The organism is Azospirillum formosense (assembly GCF_013340925.1).
Lineage (GTDB): Bacteria > Pseudomonadota > Alphaproteobacteria > Azospirillales > Azospirillaceae > Azospirillum > Azospirillum formosense.
In genome coordinates, this window is record NZ_WHOR01000112.1 from 1 (window position 1) to 17,546 (window position 17,546).

The 17,546-nt window shown below is 67.2% G+C and carries 18 protein-coding genes; 9 read left to right on the plus strand and 9 right to left on the minus strand.

Going from position 1 to position 17,546, the window contains the following annotated elements; all coding sequences use genetic code 11:
- Positions 1-424: 424 nt before the first annotated feature.
- The 6 genes from GBZ26_RS15725 to GBZ26_RS15750 form a co-directional block, all read right to left on the minus strand.
- The gene (locus GBZ26_RS15725) at positions 425-619 is read right to left on the minus strand and encodes a hypothetical protein (RefSeq protein ID WP_174439648.1); all 195 of its coding nucleotides are present in this window, start codon (positions 617-619) and stop codon (positions 425-427) included.
- Positions 620-885: 266 nt separating this feature from the next.
- The gene (locus GBZ26_RS15730; RefSeq protein WP_174439649.1) at positions 886-1,029 is read right to left on the minus strand and encodes a hypothetical protein; all 144 of its coding nucleotides are present in this window, start codon (positions 1,027-1,029) and stop codon (positions 886-888) included.
- 73 nt (positions 1,030-1,102) lie between these two features.
- Positions 1,103-2,299 carry a mannonate dehydratase gene (gene uxuA / locus GBZ26_RS15735; protein ID WP_145689291.1) on the minus strand — a complete coding sequence of 399 codons (1,197 nt, stop codon included), beginning with the start codon at positions 2,297-2,299 and terminating at the stop codon, positions 1,103-1,105.
- A 70-nt stretch (positions 2,300-2,369) separates the two neighbouring features.
- Positions 2,370-3,842: a mannitol dehydrogenase family protein gene (locus GBZ26_RS15740; protein ID WP_174439650.1), complete on the minus strand. Its 1,473-nt coding sequence runs from the start codon at positions 3,840-3,842 to the stop codon at positions 2,370-2,372.
- Between the two features lie 21 nt (positions 3,843-3,863).
- The gene (locus tag GBZ26_RS15745; RefSeq protein WP_246654154.1) at positions 3,864-4,559 is read right to left on the minus strand and encodes a GntR family transcriptional regulator; all 696 of its coding nucleotides are present in this window, start codon (positions 4,557-4,559) and stop codon (positions 3,864-3,866) included.
- A gap of 443 nt (positions 4,560-5,002) precedes the next feature.
- Positions 5,003-5,947 (minus strand): hypothetical protein, encoded by a 945-nt coding sequence (locus tag GBZ26_RS15750; RefSeq protein WP_174439651.1) that lies wholly within the window; start codon positions 5,945-5,947, stop codon positions 5,003-5,005.
- A 269-nt stretch (positions 5,948-6,216) separates the two neighbouring features.
- Between GBZ26_RS15750 and GBZ26_RS15755 the strand changes: the two genes are divergently transcribed.
- The 6 genes from GBZ26_RS15755 (at position 6,217) to GBZ26_RS15780 (ending at position 11,186) form a co-directional block, all read left to right on the plus strand.
- On the plus strand, positions 6,217-7,041 hold the full coding sequence (locus GBZ26_RS15755; RefSeq protein WP_174439652.1) for a GntR family transcriptional regulator: 825 nt from the start codon (positions 6,217-6,219) through the stop codon (positions 7,039-7,041).
- Positions 7,038-7,796, plus strand: a complete 759-nt coding sequence (gene kduD, locus GBZ26_RS15760; protein ID WP_174439653.1) for a 2-dehydro-3-deoxy-D-gluconate 5-dehydrogenase KduD — start codon at positions 7,038-7,040, stop codon at positions 7,794-7,796. Before GBZ26_RS15755 ends, kduD begins: the two co-directional genes overlap by 4 nt.
- Before the next feature lie 48 nt (positions 7,797-7,844).
- Positions 7,845-8,180 (plus strand): cupin domain-containing protein, encoded by a 336-nt coding sequence (locus GBZ26_RS15765; protein WP_014199982.1) that lies wholly within the window; start codon positions 7,845-7,847, stop codon positions 8,178-8,180.
- Between the two features lie 129 nt (positions 8,181-8,309).
- Positions 8,310-9,299 carry a TRAP transporter substrate-binding protein gene (locus GBZ26_RS15770; RefSeq protein WP_174439654.1) on the plus strand — a complete coding sequence of 330 codons (990 nt, stop codon included), beginning with the start codon at positions 8,310-8,312 and terminating at the stop codon, positions 9,297-9,299.
- A 94-nt stretch (positions 9,300-9,393) separates the two neighbouring features.
- Complete coding sequence (locus GBZ26_RS15775) at positions 9,394-9,912, plus strand: TRAP transporter small permease (RefSeq protein ID WP_246654155.1); 519 nt, start codon at positions 9,394-9,396, stop codon at positions 9,910-9,912.
- Entirely contained in the window at positions 9,903-11,186 is a 1,284-nt protein-coding gene (locus GBZ26_RS15780) for a TRAP transporter large permease (RefSeq protein WP_040138200.1), read from the plus strand. Before GBZ26_RS15775 ends, GBZ26_RS15780 begins: the two co-directional genes overlap by 10 nt.
- A gap of 73 nt (positions 11,187-11,259) precedes the next feature.
- On the opposite strand, the gene mgrA is transcribed toward GBZ26_RS15780, so the two are convergent.
- Both mgrA and GBZ26_RS15790 read right to left on the minus strand, forming a co-directional pair.
- A complete protein-coding gene (gene mgrA / locus GBZ26_RS15785; protein ID WP_174439656.1) occupies positions 11,260-12,300 on the minus strand; it encodes an L-glyceraldehyde 3-phosphate reductase in 1,041 nt (346 codons plus the stop codon).
- A gap of 95 nt (positions 12,301-12,395) precedes the next feature.
- Complete coding sequence (locus GBZ26_RS15790; protein WP_119510253.1) at positions 12,396-13,187, minus strand: GntR family transcriptional regulator; 792 nt, start codon at positions 13,185-13,187, stop codon at positions 12,396-12,398.
- Positions 13,188-13,447: 260 nt separating this feature from the next.
- On the opposite strand from GBZ26_RS15790, the gene GBZ26_RS15795 reads away from it, so the two are divergent.
- From GBZ26_RS15795 to GBZ26_RS15805, 3 genes are all read left to right on the plus strand, one after another.
- Positions 13,448-13,882 carry a methylglyoxal synthase gene (locus GBZ26_RS15795; RefSeq protein ID WP_014199988.1) on the plus strand — a complete coding sequence of 145 codons (435 nt, stop codon included), beginning with the start codon at positions 13,448-13,450 and terminating at the stop codon, positions 13,880-13,882.
- 198 nt (positions 13,883-14,080) lie between these two features.
- The gene (gene uxaC / locus GBZ26_RS15800; protein WP_174439657.1) at positions 14,081-15,484 is read left to right on the plus strand and encodes a glucuronate isomerase; all 1,404 of its coding nucleotides are present in this window, start codon (positions 14,081-14,083) and stop codon (positions 15,482-15,484) included.
- 183 nt (positions 15,485-15,667) lie between these two features.
- The gene (locus GBZ26_RS15805) at positions 15,668-17,191 is read left to right on the plus strand and encodes a UxaA family hydrolase (RefSeq protein ID WP_174439658.1); all 1,524 of its coding nucleotides are present in this window, start codon (positions 15,668-15,670) and stop codon (positions 17,189-17,191) included.
- Positions 17,192-17,319: 128 nt separating this feature from the next.
- Here GBZ26_RS15805 and GBZ26_RS15810 read toward each other — a convergent pair.
- Positions 17,320-17,546, minus strand: a 227-nt coding sequence (locus tag GBZ26_RS15810) for a LysR substrate-binding domain-containing protein (RefSeq protein ID WP_247884822.1), incomplete at its 5' end; no start/stop codon positions are given.

Here is a 17,546-nt window from a genome sequence, read left to right on the forward strand (position 1 = left end):
TGTTCGTCTCTTACTGCTTGACCGAGATGCTCAAGCGACCCGCGATGCCAGTCCCTTCCGGAACCGGTCCGCGGCCAACGGCCAAAACCGCCGCCTGCGCATCCCTTCTCACAACACGGTATCAACGATATCCAAGATCCCGCGATCCTTTGTCAGGACCGCTGCCCGTCCGCGCTGCGCCACCGGAGTCCGGTGCGGCGCGTCGGGGCACTTTGTCTAGAAGATCCGACTTGGTCTGTCAAGCCTTTGTTTTCACATCGGCCATCGTTACTTCGTCTCGTCTTCGGCGTTTCCACCGTTCCCTTGCCGCCGTCGCGCTTCTCAGCGGCCCCGGCGTCGTGGGAGCCGGGTTATAGGCGCCTCGGCCAAACCCGGCAAGCGCTTTTTTCATCGACCAGCATTTTTTCTGAAAGCGGCCTTCGGATCAGGCGCGGAGGGGAACAGCCCGCCGGCGATCGGACGGCTGGGACGGGAAACCGTCGCGCAGGAAGCGTTCGAGTTCGATCTCCTGGGCGCTCTTCGGCACCTGATCGATCGGACGAACATCGCAGCGCCCGTTCGCAGCGACCACGCGAAGAAGCATGGCGGCGGCGTATCGCGGATTCTGACGGTTGCTCATCCCAGTCACTTCCCTTCTCGTCGGGGCGCGGGCACCCGAAGGGCCGACACCACAACCCTGATTTTAATTGATTGTGATGTTTTTGCCATAGCTTTTCGCGCCTTCCCCGAAAGAAAGTTGTGAAGGCACTAAGCGCCGGAAATTCCTTGAAAAATCATGCCCCAGGGTGGGCTTGGAGGGTGCGAGAAAAAGAAGACGGAGCGTTTCCGCACCGCTTTTTCAGGCATTTTATTCGAATGCGAACGGAGATCCGGGAGCCCTACCCTTCAGGATGCCGGCATCAGGTCCAGCATGACGCAGGCTGGACACGCGACAAGAGCGCGCAGGCCGATCGGGACATCGGCCATACGAATGCCGGACAGGACGACCGGCTGCAATTCCTTCGTTCCGGTGAAGAGGGGAAGCGCCACGCCACGACGCTTCCCCTCCACCACCGAAATGCTCAGGCTCGACGTGTCTGTTCCGATCAAACGTCCCGACCGATCAGACCGGAAGCTGGCGCATCGAGGCCACGGCGGTCATCACGCCGCGGATTTCCGCCAGGCCGCGCAGACGCCCGATCGCCGGGTAGCCGGGATGGGTCTTCTTGCCCACGTCGTCCAGCAGCTCGTGCCCGTGGTCGGGGCGGAAGGGAATGCGCCAGTTCGGGTTGCCGGCGTCCTTGCGGCGCTTCTGCTCCTCCAGCAGGGTGGTGACGACCGACACCATGTCGACGTCGCCGCCCAGATGCTCGGCTTCCTGGAAGGAGCCGTCCGGGTCCTTCTTCACGTTGCGCAGATGGGCGAAGGTGACCTTCGGCGCGAAGCGCTTGATCATCGCCGGCACGTCGTTCTTGGCCCCGGCGCCGAGCGAGCCGGTGCAGAAGGTGATGCCGTTGGCCTCGGAATCGATGACGTTGACGATGAAGTCCAGGTCGTCCTCGTTGCTGACGATGCGCGGCAGGCCCATCAGCGGACGCGGCGGGTCGTCGGGGTGGATGCACATGCGGATGCCCACCTCTTCCGCCGTCGGGATCACCTCGCGCAGGAAGCGGGCCAGCGTCTCGCGCAGCGCGCCGTGGCTCATGTCCTTGTAGCGGTCGAGCATCTTGCGCAGGCCCGGGATGTCGTAACGGTCGAAGGCGCCCGGCAGGCCGGCCATGATGTTGGCGAGCAGCCGCTTCTTGTCGTCCTCCGACGCCTTGTCGAACCAGGCGCGGGCGCGGGCCAGCACTTCGGGTGAATGATCGTCCTCGGCGCCCGGACGCTCCAGCATGAAGACGTCGAAGGCGGCGTGCTCGAAGGCGTTGAAGCGCAGCGAGGTACCGCCGCCCGGCACCGGTGCGGCGAGGTCGGTGCGGGTCCAGTCGAGGATCGGCATGAAGTTGTAGCAGACCGTCGTCACCCCGCAGGCCGCGAGGTTGCGCAGCGACTGGCGGTAGTTGTCGAACAGCGGGGTCAGGTCGCCCTCGCCGATCTTGATGGACTCATGGATCGGCAGGCTTTCCACCACGCTCCAGCGCAGGCCGAGCGAGGGGTCGGCGGCGATCATCGCCTTGCGCTCCTCGATCTCCTCGACCGACCAGACCACGCCGTAGGGGATCTGGTGCAGGGCGGTGACGATGCCGGTGGCGCCGGTCTGACGGATGTGGTTGAGCCGGATCACATCGTCCGGGCCGAACCAACGCCAAGTCTGTTCCATGGTCTGCTCCTTGAAGAAGAGTGCTGTGCCGAGTCCGGCATGTCTCGATGGTATTTGTGGGTTGGGGCGCTCAGCCCGCGACCGACTGCACGACGGCGCGGGCGCCCTCGGCGTAGAGCCGGCGCAGCGCGTCGGTCACCGGGCCGGTGAAGCGCGGGTCGCGCGGCAGGTCGTCGCCGAAGACGGCGCTCAGCCCGAACAAGGCGGACGCCAGACGGTCGGCGTCCGGTCCGGCTTCCGCCGCCAACTCGGCGAGCTTGGCGGCCATGGGGTCGCGCACGTCGATGGGGCGGCCCGCCTCGTCGGTGCCGGAGACGTAGCGCATCCAGGCCGCCACCCCCAGCGCCAGCCGGTCGATCGGCGCCCCGGCGGCCAGCCGGTCGCGGATGGTGCCGAGCAGCCGCTGCGGCAGCTTCTGCGTGCCGTCCATGGCGATCTGCCAGGTGCGATGGCGCAGGGCCGGGTTGCGGAAGCGCTCGATCAGCGCGTCCTTGTAATGGCCGAGGTCGGCGCCCGGCGGCATGTGCAGCGTCGGGCCGGATTCCTCGTCCATCAGGCCGCGGATCAGCCGGGCGAAGGCCGGATCGGCCATGGTGTCCGACACCGTCTCGTAGCCGGCGAGGTAGCCGAGATAGGCGAGCGTGGAGTGGCTGCCGTTCAGCAGGCGCAGCTTCATTGTCTCATAGGGGTGGACGTCGGGGACCAGCTCCGCCCCCTCCAGCTCCCAGGCCGGGCGTCCGGTGGGGAAGCGGTCCTCGATCACCCACTGGCTGAACGGCTCGGTCACCACCGGCCAAGCGTCGCGCAGGCCCAGCCCGTCCGACACGCGGTCGCGGTCGGCGTCGGTGGTGGCCGGCACGATGCGGTCCACCATGCTGTTCGGGCAGGCGACGTTCCCGGCGAACCATGTCCCCAGCGCGGGGTCGCGCAGTTCGGCGTAGCGGCGCAGCAGGCCCGCGGCGGTGTCGCCGTTGCTCGGCAGGTTGTCGCAGCTCAGCACCGTGAAGGGCTCCACCCCGGCGGCGCGGCGGCGGATCAGGGCCTCCACCAGGAAGCCGGGCGCGCTGCGCGGCCGGTCCGGGTTGGCGAGGTCGTGGACGATGTCCGGATGGGCCTCGTTCAGCGCGCCGGTCGCCGGATCATGGCAATAGCCCTTCTCCGTGACGGTCAGCGTGACGATGCGGACGGAGGGGCGGGTCAGGAGGTCCAGCACCGCGGCGGGGTCCTCCGGAGCGACCAGCAGCTGGGTGACCGAGCCGATCACCCGCAGCCGCTCGCCCTCGGCGTCGCGCACCGCGACGGTGTAGAGGCCGCCCTGCGGCTCCAGCGCGTCGCGCGTGTCGGGGCTGCGCAGGCTGACCCCGGCGATGCCCCAGGGACCGAAGGACCGGGCCAGGGCGGCGTCGGTGTAGACGGCCTGATGGGCGCGGTGGAAGGCGCCGATGCCCAGATGGACGATTCCGGTGGTCAGCGCGGCACGGTCATAGCCGGGACGCTGCACGCCGGGGCGCATGGAGGGCAGCGTGTCGGGGCTCAGGCGCATGGAACACTCCGCATAAGGGCTTTACGTCTCGAAGAAGTGGCTGTTGGTTCGGGCGATCTCGTCCACCGCGGCGAAGACGGTGCGCAGGTGGGCGCGCATGGCCTCCTCCGCCCCATCGGGGTCGCGGGCGGCGACGCGGTCCACGATGCACTGGTGCTCGCCGACGATCTTGGCCGCCCAGCCTTCGCTGTGCAGCGACAGGAAACGCACGCGGTCGAGCTGCGCCTTGACGGCGACCAGCAGGTCCCACACCGCCGGGCGCCCGGCGATGCGGGCCAGCTCGGCGTGGGTGGCCTCGTCCAGGGCGAAGAACTCGGAATGGCGGTCGGGGGACATCACCGTGCGGTGCGAGTCGAGAAGCCGGGTGAGCGAGGCGACGTCCGCCGCCTCCGCCCGCTCGGCGGCCAGACGCACGGTCCGGCATTCCAGGGTCTCGCGGATGAACTGGCTGTCGGACACCGCGGAGAGCTGGATCGGCGCCACGAAGGTGCCGACCTGCGGCACGATGCGCAGGAACCCCTCGTCGGCCAGCCGGCGGAAGGCCTCGCGCACCGGGGTGCGGCTGACGCCGTAGCGGGCGGCCACGCGGGTTTCCGAAATCCCCTCGCCGGGGTGGATCTCCCCCGACAGCACGGCGGCGCGCAGGGCGTCGTAGACCCCGTGCAGGCGGGGGCCGCGGATATCGGTGGGGGAGGATGAGGTCGGCGAGTCGGTCATGGCGTCCATCGCGGCAACTTGCATACTAGTATGCCATTGCGGACGGAGGCTGGCAAGGGGGTGGCGACGTAAGGGCGGCGCATCGTTGAAAAACGAGAATCGAAGGCAAGACGGCTCTGAATCGGCATCCATGGACGCCAAGAGCAATGGGCAGTGGGCAGTGGGCGAACTGCCCCGATATAGCCGGCCCCGATACAGATGGTTCTGAACGGTAACCAGCACGACAATCGCACGAGGGCGCGTTTCCGGGTCACGTCCCTGAGCGTGGTGTAGGAACTGCCTGCTGGCGGCATAAGCATGCCCGGAGTCCGCCTGAACGGCGGCTCCGAGCTCGTCGGGGCGAGGAAAAACGCTCCATTCCGACCGGAACGGGTGTCAACAACGCCAATTTCAAACCTCAGCGGAGGCAATGGCGCTGCACAGACCCGTCATTCCGCGCCTTGCTAGGCCTCAACCGTCGTCATGTAAATGCCGTCATCGCCCGAGCCATTCCAGAACAGGTGCGGCGTCTGTTTGTACGTGATGGCGCAGGGACTGGTGCCGTCGAGGATACCGGGAACACCGTTCGGGCAGGCAACATGCACCTGTTTCGTCCAAGTCTTGTCGCCTGTGCCGTCATAGGAAGTGACGTAGATGCCATCCTGGCCAGATCCGGCATAAAACACCAGAAGCTGGTAGGTGCCGCCGCTGAGGCAGGCCGTTGGGCTGGTGTTTTTTCGGAAGCCCATGTCCTTGATCTGCCCCTTGATCCCGACCGGCGGCTGCCAGCCACGATTGGTCAGAACGGTGTAGAATGTGCCATCGCCGCCGGCACCATTATAGAACAAATAGAAATTTGCCATGTATTCGATGGCGAAGGGGTTGGTGCCACTGGCAATTCCCATATTTGGGACGGACGTATTGACCCTGGTCTGACCTGTCCAGGTATTGTGATCCAGGAAACTGTAATAGACACCATTATCACTGGACCCAACCCAGAACAGGTACGGTCTTTCATAAACGGTCGCAGCCGGGCTGGTGCCTTTCAAGAAGCTCATGGCCCCGATAAGGGCCTTGACGGCTACGGGACCTTTGACCTCGTTGCCATCATAAGTGATGTAATAGGTGCCGTCATTCCCAGCACCATTATAGAAGACGTAAAGCAAATCATGCGCCACTACGGCGGACGGATTGCTGTTCTCAGCGATACCGACACCACCGACCACGCCGCCGAGTTGGATCGGGTCGGCCCAGTCCTTTCCATCATAGGTGATGAAATACAAACCGTCCCCACCGGTGCCATTGTAAATTACATACAGTTTATCACGATACACCGCTGCGGACGGACTACCCTTGATTCCAACATTCTTGACGCAGCTGCCTAGATTGATCTGATCGGTGAACTTCATGGATCGCCCTATCCTGTCTCGGCACGCAGCAATATGGCTGCCGCCACCACCATATCCCGAGCGGTTGCATAATCATCTCAGATATTCTCCATTTTGATGATGCCAGCCAAACACGCCTTCCCTACAGCGTCCCACCCCCGGAAAAAATGTTCGCCCCTTCCTCAAAATCAGGCTTGCGCGGCACGCTGATATATTAATATGCTCTCCCTCAAGGAACAGCACGGACCGGTCCCGGACGGGGCACGGGCCGGCCCATGGGGAGGACTGCAATGGCTTCGACCTCCAGGCGCGCCCTGGACGCTCAACCGCCCGGAACCGCTCCGGGGACCGTGCCCGGCAAGGTGCTTGGAACCGCTAAGGAACCGCGCCTGTCCGCCCGCGCAACGGCCACCGCGGAGATTTACCGGTCGTTGCGCGGGGACATCGTGGCCATGCGGCGCAAGCCGGGGGAGCCCATTGTGGAGAAGCACGTCGCGGAGTCCTTCGGCGTCAGCCGCACCCCGGTGCGTGAGGCTCTGCTGCGGCTGGCCGACGACGGGCTGGTCGAGATCTTCCCGCAGTCCGGCACCTTCGTCGCCCGCATCCCGGTCAACGCCCTTCCCGAAGCGGTGGTGATCCGCACCTCGCTGGAATGCACCGCGGTCCGCTACGCCGCCGTCCGTGCCGCGCGCAGTCAGATCGCAGCGCTGCGGGCCAACGTCCTGCTCCAGCAGGAGACGGCGGCGGCGGGCGACCTCGACGGCTTCCACGAGGCCGACGAGGAATTCCACCGCCTGATTTCCGACATCGCCGGCTTCCCCGGCCTGTGGACCATGGCCCAGCAGGTGAAGATGCAGGTGGATCGCTACCGCCGCCTGACCCTGCCGGAGCCGGGCCGCATCCCGCATGTGCTGGCCGAACACAGCGGCATCGTCGACGCCATCGCCGCGCGCGACCCGGCCGAGGCGGAGCGGCTGATGGTCATCCATCTCGGCGCGCTTCTGGAGTCCGTTCCGAACACCCAGGGGGCCAACCCCTTCTTCTTCTCCGGCGCCCAGCCGGACGACTCGTCGAAGACCCCGCCGAAGACGAAGACAGAAAGCACCCCGTCATGACCAACCCCTTCGACCTCACCGGAAAGACCGCCCTGGTCACCGGCGGCAACGGCGGCATCGGGCAGGCCATCGCGGTCGCCCTGGCGCGGGCCGGGGCCGACATCGCCGTGGCCGGGCGCACCGCTCCGGACGAGACGCGCGCCCTGGTCGAGGGGCTGGGCCGCCGCTTCGCCGCGATCCCCGCCGACCTGTCGAGCCTCGCACCGATCCCCGCGGTGATGGAGGAGACGGTCGGCACCCTCGGCGGGCTGGACATCCTCGTGAACAACGCCGGGCTGATCCGCCGCGACGACCCGCTGGACTTCACCGAGGCCGACTGGGACGCGGTGATGGACGTGAACCTGAAGTCGGTCTTCTTCCTCTGCCAGGCCTTCGGGCGCTACGCGCTGGGCAACGGGCGGAAGGGCAAGATCATCAACATCGCCTCGATGCTGTCCTTCCAGGGCGGCATCCGCGTGCCCTCCTACGCGGCGTCGAAGAGCGGCATCGCGGGGATCACCCGGCTGCTCGCCAACGAATGGGCGGGCAAGGGCATCAACGTGAACGCCATCGCGCCGGGCTACGTCGCGACCAGCGTCACCACCGCGCTGCGCGCCGACGAGCGCCGCAACGCAGAAATTCTGGCCCGCATCCCCGCCGGACGCTGGAGCGAGCCCGCCGACATGGGCGGACCCGCGGTGTTCCTGGCCTCCGATGCGTCCGATTACGTCCACGGCACGATCCTGCCGGTGGACGGCGGCTGGCTCGCCCGCTGAGCAGATCAGCGATCGGGGGCCGCCTGCGAAAGTAAGGGGAAGATGAGAATGAGCACGGACGTTTTCGTGATCGACGAGGCGGTGGACTGGCAGGACCTGGGCGCCGGGGTGCGCCGCAAGATCCTCGGCCACAACGACGCCATGATGATGGTGCGCGTGGAGTTCGAGACCGGCGCCATCGGGCCGCAGCACCGCCACCCGCACGTCCAGTGCGCCGTGGTCGAGAAGGGCGCCTTCGACGTCACCATCGAAGGCGTCACCCGGCGGCTGGGCACCGGCGACGGCTACATGGTGCCGTCCAACGCCCTGCACGGCGTCGTGGCGCTGGAGCCGGGCGTCCTGCTCGACATCTTCACGCCCCCGCGCGAGGACTTCCTCGCCTGACGGATCACCCCTGACATCACCCGCCGTCCGGCGCGCGGGAACACGCGCCGGACGGCTCCCGGACCCAACCGTCCAAACCAAAGAACCAGCCTAAAAACCGCTGCTTAAGAATCGCCAGGAGGACACGCTATGCATCTTTCGACCCGCGGTATCCGCGCCGCCCTTCTCGCCGCCTGCGCGGCCTGCACCCTGCTCGCCACCCCGGTCGTGGCCCGCGACTTCCGCTCCGCGGACATCCATCCGGCCGACTACCCGACCGTCGAGGCCGTGAAGTACGTCGACAAGCTCCTGAAGGAGCGGACCGGCGGCAAGCTCGGCGTGAAGGTCTACCCGAACGGCGCGCTCGGCACCGAGAAGGACACCATCGAGCAGCTGAAGATCGGCGGGCTCGACATGATGCGCATCAACGTGGCGCCGCTGAACAACGTCGTCCCGGAGACGATGGTCACCGCCCTGCCCTTCATCTTCCGCTCCACCGAGCACATGCGCGCCGTGCTGGACGGCCCGATCGGCGATGAGATCCTCGCCGCCATGGAAAGCCAGGGCATGATCGGCCTCGCCTTCTACGACAGCGGCTCGCGCAGCATGTATTCGGCCGCCAAGCCCTACAAGACGCTGGCCGACATGAAGGGCGCCAAGATCCGCGTCCAGCAGTCCGACCTGTTCGTCGCCATGATCCAGGCGCTGGGCGCCAACGCCACGCCGATGCCCTTCGGCGAGGTCTACACCGCGCTGAAGACCGGCATCGTCGACGCGGCGGAGAACAACTACCCGTCCTACGAGTCCTCGCGCCACTTCGAGGCCGCCAAGTACTTCACCCTGACCGAGCACGCGATGGCGCCGGAAGTGCTGGTCTTCTCCAAGGTCTCGTGGGACCGCCTGTCCAAGGACGACCAGGCGGCCATCCGCAAGGCCGCCAAGGACTCCGTCCCCTACATGCGCAAGCTGTGGGACGAGCGTGAGATGAAGTCCAAGGAGGTCGTCGTGAAGGCCGGCGCCCAGATCGTCGAGGTCGCGAACAAGCAGGAGTTCATCGACGCGATGGCTCCCGTCTACAAGCAGTTCGCGAGCACGCCGAAGCTGGACGGCCTCGTCAAGCGCATCCAGGACACGAAGTAAGCACAGTCGAACGCGGCGCTTCCCTTCGGGAGACCGAAGGGCGGCGCCGCGTCCTATGAGGGGAGCCGGCGGCATGGATGTCGAGCTGCAAGCAATGGATCACAGCCCCCCGCAGAGCGCGGGCCTGCTGACGCGGGTGAACGCGCGGCTGGCATGGTCGGGGATGTGCTTCGCGATGGTCGGCCTGATGGCCATCGTGGGTGTGGTGTTCTATCAGGTCTTCGGCCGCTACGTGCTGAACAACTCGCCGACCTGGGCGGAGAGCCTGGCCATCGTGCTGGTCCTCTACGTCACCCTGATCGGCGCCGCCGTCGGGGTGCGCGACGCCGGGCACATCGGCCTGGAATCCTTCCTCGTCATGCTGCCCGACGCCATCCGCCGCAAGGTCGAGATCGTCATCTACGCCCTCGTCGGCGTCTTCGGCGCCTGCATGGCCTACAACGGCTGGGTGCTCGGCACCTCCGTCGCCTCCTACTACATCCCCAACCTGCACGTCTCCGAAGCCGTCCGCTACATCCCGCTCGTCCTCTCCGGCGTCCTGATCGTGCTCTTCTCCATCGAACACGTCGTCGCCATCATCCGCGGCGAGGAGGTCGCGCCGTCATGGAACTGACCATTCTCGCCGTCACCTTCTTCGGCTTCCTCGTCCTGGGCATCCCGGTGGCCTTCGCCATCGGCCTGTCGGCGCTCTGCACCATCCTCTACGAGGGCCTCCCCGTCGCCGTCATCTTCCAGCAGATGATGTCCGGCATGAACGTCTTTTCCTTCCTCGCCATCCCCTTCTTCGTCTTCTCCGGCGAGCTGATGCTCCACGGCGGCGTCGCCGACAAGATCGTCGCCACCGCCAAGAACATGGTCGGCCACATCCGCGGCGGCCTCGGCATGTCCAACGTCGTCGCCTGCACCCTGTTCGGCGGCGTCGCCGGTTCCCCCGTCGCCGACGTCTCGGCCATGGGCGCGGTGATGATCCCGATGATGAAGCGCGAGGGCTACCACGCCGACTACGCCGTCAACGTCACCACCCACGCCGCCCTGGTCGGCGCGCTGATGCCGACCAGCCACAACATGATCATCTACGCCCTGGCCGCCGGCGGCAAAGCCTCCATCGGCGCGCTGATCGCCGCAGGCATCGTCCCCGCCCTGCTGCTGATGGTCTGCAACCTGGGGGCCGCCTACTACGTCGCGGTCAAGCGCGGCTATCCCCCCGGCACCTTCCCGGGCTGGTCGATCCTGGGCCGCTCCTTCGCCGCCGCCGCCCCCGGCCTGCTCATCGTCGTGATCATCCTGGCCGGCATCACCTCGGGCGTCTTCACCGCCACCGAGTCCGCCTCCATCGCGGTGATCTACGCGCTGCTGCTCACCACCTTCGTCTACCGCACGCTGACCTGGGACCATTTCCTGGCCGCCGCCGCCAAGACGGTCAAGACGACCGGCGTGGTCCTGCTGCTGATCGGCGTCTCCACGATGTTCCAGTACATCATGGGGCTCTATCAGGTGGCCGAGATCACCGGCGAGCTGATGGCCGGCATCTCGACCAACCCGCTGGTCATCTTCCTGCTGATCAACATCATCCTGTTCCTGCTCGGCACCTTCATGGACATGGCGAGCACCATCCTGATCTGCACGCCGATCTTCCTGCCCATCGCCATGCAGTACGGCATGGACCCGGTGCAGTTCGGCATCGTCATGCTGATCAACTGCGCGCTCGGCCTCAACACCCCGCCGGTCGGCACCACCCAGTTCATCGGCTGCGCCATCGGAGAGATCTCGGTCGGGCAGGTCATGCGCTCCATCCTCCCCTTCTACGGCGCCCTCTTCGTCACCCTCCTCCTCGTCACCTATGTCCCAGCCTTCTCCCTCTGGCTTCCTCACCTCCTGATGCGCTGAGGCACACAGGGTCACGAAAAAGGGCCGCGCCGGCATCCCCGGCGCGGCCCTTTTCATGTCGGCTTTCGGCGGCTCAGCCGGCTTCGGCGTTCGACGAGTTCTGCCACAGGTTCAGCCCGCCATCGACGGCGTGGCGGTCGATCTCGGCGAGTTCCTCCGGCGTGAAGGCGGTGTTCTTCAGCGCGTCGAGCGAGTTGTCGAGCTGCTCGACGTTGCGGGCGCCGACCAGGGCGGAGGTCACCCGCGGGTCGCGCAGCACCCAGGCGATGGCCATCTGGGCCAGCGTCTGGCCGCGCCGCTGGGCGATGGCGTCCAGGGCGCGCACCCGCTCCAAATTCTCCGGCGACAGGAAATGCGCCTTGAGCGTGCCGCCCTTGGCGGCGCGGGCGTCGGTGGGCTGGCCGTTCAGGTACTTGGTGGTCAGCATGCCCTGGGCCAGCGGCGAGAAGGCGATGCAGCCGATCCCGGTCTCCTCCAACGCGTCGAGCAGCCCGCCCTCGATCCAGCGGTTCAGCATCGAGTAGGACGGCTGGTGGATCAGGCAGGGGGTGCCGAGGTCCTTGAGGATCGCCGCCGCCCGCCGGGTCATCTCCGGCGAGTAGGAGGAGATGCCGACATAGAGCGCCTTGCCCTGCCGCACGGCGTGGTCGAGCGCGCCCATCGTCTCCTCCAGCGGGGTGCGCGGATCGACGCGGTGCGAGTAGAAGATGTCCACATAGTCGAGCCCCATCCGCTTGAGGCTCTGGTCCAGGCTGGCCGTCAGATACTTGCGCGAGCCCCAGCTTCCGTAGGGACCGGGCCACATGTCGTAGCCGGCCTTGGTGGAGACGATCAGCTCGTCGCGGTGGGCCTTGAAGTCGGTCGCCAGGACGCGCCCGAAATTCTCCTCCGCCGAGCCCGGCGGCGGACCGTAATTGTTGGCGAGGTCGAAATGGGTGACGCCGCGGTCGAAGGCCCGGCGCAGCACGGCGCGCCCGGTCTCGAACACGTCGGTGCCGCCGAAATTCTGCCACAGCCCCAGCGAAATGGCCGGCAGGTCGAGCCCGCTCCGCCCGCTGCGGCGGTAGGTCATGCCCGTGTAGCGGGCCGGATCGGCGCGGTAGTGCGATTGCATCGCGGTCTCCTGGCTGTCATGCGCGGTGTTGAAAGGATCGTGACTGATATATTAGAAATCAGCCACGATCCAAAGCCAAGAGCGCAAGGCAGCCTTCAGACCGGCTCGGCCTCGTCCTCCGAGGGGGCGGTGAAGTAGAGCGGGTTGGCCTTCTGCGCGTCGGCAATGGTGACCTGGAGATAGTCCAGATGCAGGTCGATGGCCTTGGCCGCCGCCTCCGGGTCGTTGTTGGCGATGGCCTCGATGATGACCGAATGCTCGGCGATCACGTCCGGCACGCGGCCCAGAACCGGCAGGGTCAGCAGCCGGTAACGGTCGACCTGCACCTTCACCTGCTGAGTCAGGTTCCAGAATCCGGGATAGCCGGCGGTCTCCGCCAGCAGCGCGTGAAAAGTCTCGTCGGCCTGGTGGAAGCCTTCGAAATTCTGGGCGGCCTCCATCTCGCGCTGGAGTTCCAGGTTGGCGCGCAGCTTGGCGATCTGGCTGCGGGTGGCGCGCTTCGCGGCGTAGCGGACGGTCGCCTCCTCCAGCGCCTTGCGGATGGCGATGGCTTCCGGCAGGGCGCCCAGCGGGATTCGAGAGACGAAGGTGCCGGACTGCGGGAAGATCTCGATCAGCCCCTCGTCCGCCAGACGCAGCACGGCCTCGCGCACCGGGGTGCGGCTGACGCCGTAGTCCTGGGCGATCACCTTCTCGGCGACCGGCTCGCCCGGCTTGCGGCGGAGCGAGACGATCTCGTTGCGCAGGTCACGGTAGATCGTCGCCGCCACGGTGGTGCCGCGCTGGGCCGGACGGGCGACCGCCGCCGCCGTGCGGCGCCGGGTCCGCGTCTTGACGCCCTCCGCCTGTTCGGAATCCGCCGTCGATGTCTGCGCCGCCTTTTTCAACACCCGCTCCTGCCAGGAAAAGTCAGGGCGCCGGATCTTCGGGATGCCGGCATCGAACCCACTGGTTCACGCCGCAGACGGTCCGCCCTTCATTGCAATATACTAATACCCGGCGGGGTGGGTCAAACGCCTTGGCCCCGCGCGGCGCCCCGGTTCCGCGCCAGTTTGTCCCACCGGGAAGCGCGTTGCACCGCTCATCAGTATACTAGTATATTGAACAAAGCTCCACCGCGGAGCGCACAGCCGCAAGGACCGTCACCGTGGACCGCAAACGCATCGCCCTCGTCGCCCACGACGCCCGCAAGCCCGACCTGATCGGCTGGCTCGGCGCCAACATCCACGCGCTGGAGGGCAACGTCTTCTGGTCCACCGGAACCACCGGCCGGCTGGTCCGGGAGGCCCATCCCCAGCTGGACATCACCTCTTTGAAGAGCGGTCCGCTGGGCGGCGACCAGCAGATCGGCGCGATGATCGCGGAGGGCCGGATCGACCTGCTCGTCTTCTTCGTCGACCCGATGACCGCGCAGCCCCACGACGTGGATGTGAAGGCGCTGACCCGCCTCGCCACGCTCTACAACATTCCGATGGCCTGCAACGAGGCGACCGCCGACATGGTGATCTCCTCCCCCCTCTTCACCAGCGGCTACCGCCCGCGGGCCGTGGACTTCGCCGCCCACGATTCGCGCCGCCTCTGACCGGCTCCTCTCTTGAATTGAGCGTCTTGCCGACAGAATTGTGGGCGGGACGCACAAAGTCCTTGCATTCGGAACTGATATATTAATATATTCCGGTAAGCAGGGCACGACCGGCGCAGCACCACGCGCCATACCCGAACCACCCATTCAAATGGGCACCGGACCCCGGTCCGGCATCCCTTTTTCCGGAGATGAACGATGCTCCACCCCGACCGCCTCTTCCCCAGCGATCCCACGCAGCGCGACATCGCGCGCCGGCTGTACGCGGAGGTGGGCCACCTGCCGATCATCAGCCCGCACGGCCACACGGACCCGTCCTGGTTCGCCAAGAACGAGGCGTTCCCGAACCCGGCGTCGCTGTTCGTGGTGCCCGACCATTACGCCTTCCGCATGCTCTACAGCCAGGGCGTGGCATTGGAAAGCCTGGGCGTGCCGCGCAAGGACGGCGGGGCGGTGGAGAGCGATCCCCGCAAGATCTGGCGTCAGCTGGCCCAGAACTGGCACCTGTTCCGCGGCACCCCGACTCGCATGTGGCTCGACCACGCCTTCGAGACGGTGTTCGGCGTGACGGAGCGGCTGAGCGGGGCCAGCGCCGACCGCATCTTCGACCAGATCGACGCCTGCCTGCAGAAGCCGGAATTCCTGCCGCGCGCCCTGTTCGAGCGCTTCAACATCGAGCTTCTGGCGACCACCGAATCCCCGCTCGACACGCTGGAGCATCACCGCGCCATCCGCGAGAGCGGCTGGAAGGGGCGCGTCATCACCGCCTTCCGCCCCGACCCGGTCGTCGATCCGGAATTCGAGGGCTTCCAGGCCAATGTCGAGACTCTGGGCGCGCTGTCCGGTGAGAACACCGGCACCTGGGCCGGCTACCTCGCCGCCCTGCGCAACCGCCGCCAGTATTTCAAGGAGGTCGGTGGCGCCACCTCGACCGACCACGGCCACGCCACGGCGACCACCGCCGACCTGTCGGACGCCGACGCCGAGCGGCTGTTCGAGAAGGCGCTGCGCGGCACCATCACGGCGGCCGAGGCGGAGATCTTCCGCGGCCAGATGCTGACCGAGATGGCCAAGATGAGCCTGGATGACGGGCTGGTCATGCAGATCCACCCGGGCAGCTTCCGCAACCACAACCCGGGCGTCTTCGAGCGCTTCGGCCGCGACAAGGGCGCCGACATCCCGACCGGGACCGAGTATGTGCGGGCGCTGAAGCCGCTGCTCGACCGCGTCGGCAACGAACGCGACCTGACCATCATCCTGTTCACGCTGGACGAGACCAGCTACGCCCGCGAGCTGGCGCCGCTGGCCGGCCATTACCCGGCGCTGCGCGTCGGCCCGGCCTGGTGGTTCCACGACAGCCCCGAGGGCATGCGCCGCTACCGCGAGATGATCACGGAGACGGCCGGCTTCTACAACACGGTCGGCTTCAACGACGACACGCGCGCCTTCTGCTCCATCCCGGCCCGCCACGACGTGGCCCGCCGCGTCGACTGCGCCTTCCTGGCCCGCCTCGTCGCCGAACACCGCCTGGAGGAGGACGAAGCCGCGGAGGTGGCGGTGGATCTCGCCTACACGCTGGCGAAGAAGGCGTACAAGCTCTGACCGGAGCCTGACGATTGTCCCTCTCCCGTCCCGGGAGAGGGTGCCCGCGAAGCGGGCGGGTGAGGGTAAAGCCGAGGATCAAATTGCTGATTCTTGCCGGCACCCTCACCCTCCCGCCGCTTTTGCGGCGGGCCCCTCCCTCTCCCGGGGCGGGAGAGGGAACTTCAGGAAAAGGACCACCCCATGGCATCGCTGACCATCCGCCTGCACCCCGCGGACAACGTCGTCGTTGCCGGCGCCGACCTGCCGGAGGGCACCGCCCTGCCCGACACCGGCGTCGTCGCCCGGACCGCGATCCCCTCCGGCCACAAGGTCGCGGTGCAGGCCATCGCGGTCGGCGAGCCGGTGCGCAAGTACAACCAGGTCATCGGCTTCGCGACCGCCCCCATCGCGCCGGGCGACCATGTCCACGTCCACAACATCGGCGTGGGCGACAGCTTCGAGCGCGATTACGCCTTCGGCGCCGACGTCCACCCCACCGACCTCGTGCCGGAGGCGGAGCGCGCCACCTTCCAGGGCATCGTCCGTCCGGACGGGCGCGTGGCAACCCGCAACTACATCGGCATCCTGACCACGGTGAACTGCTCGGCCACCGCCGCGCGGATGATCGCCGACCAGTTCCGCGGCGACGCGCTGGCCGCCTACCCCAACATCGATGGGGTGGTCGCGCTGACCCATTCCTACGGCTGCGGCATGGGTTCCCAGGGCGACGCCATCGACGCGCTGCGCCGGACCATCGCCGGCTACGCCCGCCACCCGAACTTCGCCGCCGTGCTGGTGCTCGGCCTTGGCTGCGAGGTGAACCAGATCGACAAGCTGGTCGAGGTCGAGGGGCTGACCGTCGGCGACACGCTGCAGACGCTGGCGATCCAGGAGAGCGGCGGCACCGCCGCCACCGTGCGGGCGAGCGTCGAGCGCATCCGCGCGCTGCTGCCCCGCGTCAACGACGTGACGCGCGAGACCGTGCCGGCCAGCCACCTGATCCTGGCGCTGCAATGCGGCGGGTCGGACGGCTATTCGGGCATCACCGCCAACCCGGCGCTGGGCTTTGCGGTGGACCTGCTGATCCGCAACGGCGGCACCGCGGTGCTGAGCGAGACGCCGGAGGTCTACGGCGCCGAGCATCTGCTGACCCGCCGCGCCGTCAGCCCGGCGGTCGGCGCGGCGCTGGTCGAGCGCATCCGCTGGTGGGAGGACTACACCAGCCGCACCGGCGGCGAGATGAACAACAACCCGTCGCCCGGCAACAAGAAGGGCGGCCTGACCACCATCCTGGAGAAGTCGCTGGGCGCCGTCGCCAAGGCCGGCACCACCAACCTCGTCGAGGTGGTGCGCTATGCCGAGCCGATCACCGGTCCGGGCCTCGTCTTCATGGACACGCCGGGCTACGACCCGGTGTCGGCCACGGGACAGGTGGCGGGCGGCGCCAACGTGCTGTGCTTCACCACCGGCCGCGGCTCCGTCTTCGGCTGCAAGCCGACGCCGTCTCTGAAGCTCGCCACCAACACGGCGCTGTTCCGCAAGATGCCCGACGACATGGACATCGACTGCGGCCCCATCGCCACCGGCGACGCCACCATCGAGGAGGTCGGGCGGGCGATCTTCCAGCTCATCCTCGACACCGCGTCGGGCCGGAAGACCAAGAGCGAGGAGCTGGGCTTCGGCTCCGACGAGTTCACGCCCTGGCAGATGGGCGCCGTCATGTGAGCGAAAGGGCTTGCGCCCAGAGTGATATACTAGTATAAGTGTTTTCGTTCGGTTATCCTTTGAAACCCAGTCGGCAGGCCGCGCCGCGCGCGTGGTTCCGCCGAGTGACGTTTCTCCAAAGTGCGACTTCAGACCGCCGGGGCACGCTCCGGCGGTCTTTTCTTTTCGGGGTCCGGCGATCCGACCGCGGCGCGCAGCCAGTCCCGGAAAACGGTGAAGCCCGGCTCGCGGTGCCGCGCCGGCCGCGAGACCAGATACCACGCCCGCCCCATCGGCACGGCCAGCGCGAAGGGCGTGACCAGCCGGCCCGCCGCCAGATCGTCGGCGATGTAGAGCCGCGCCCCCAGCGCCACCC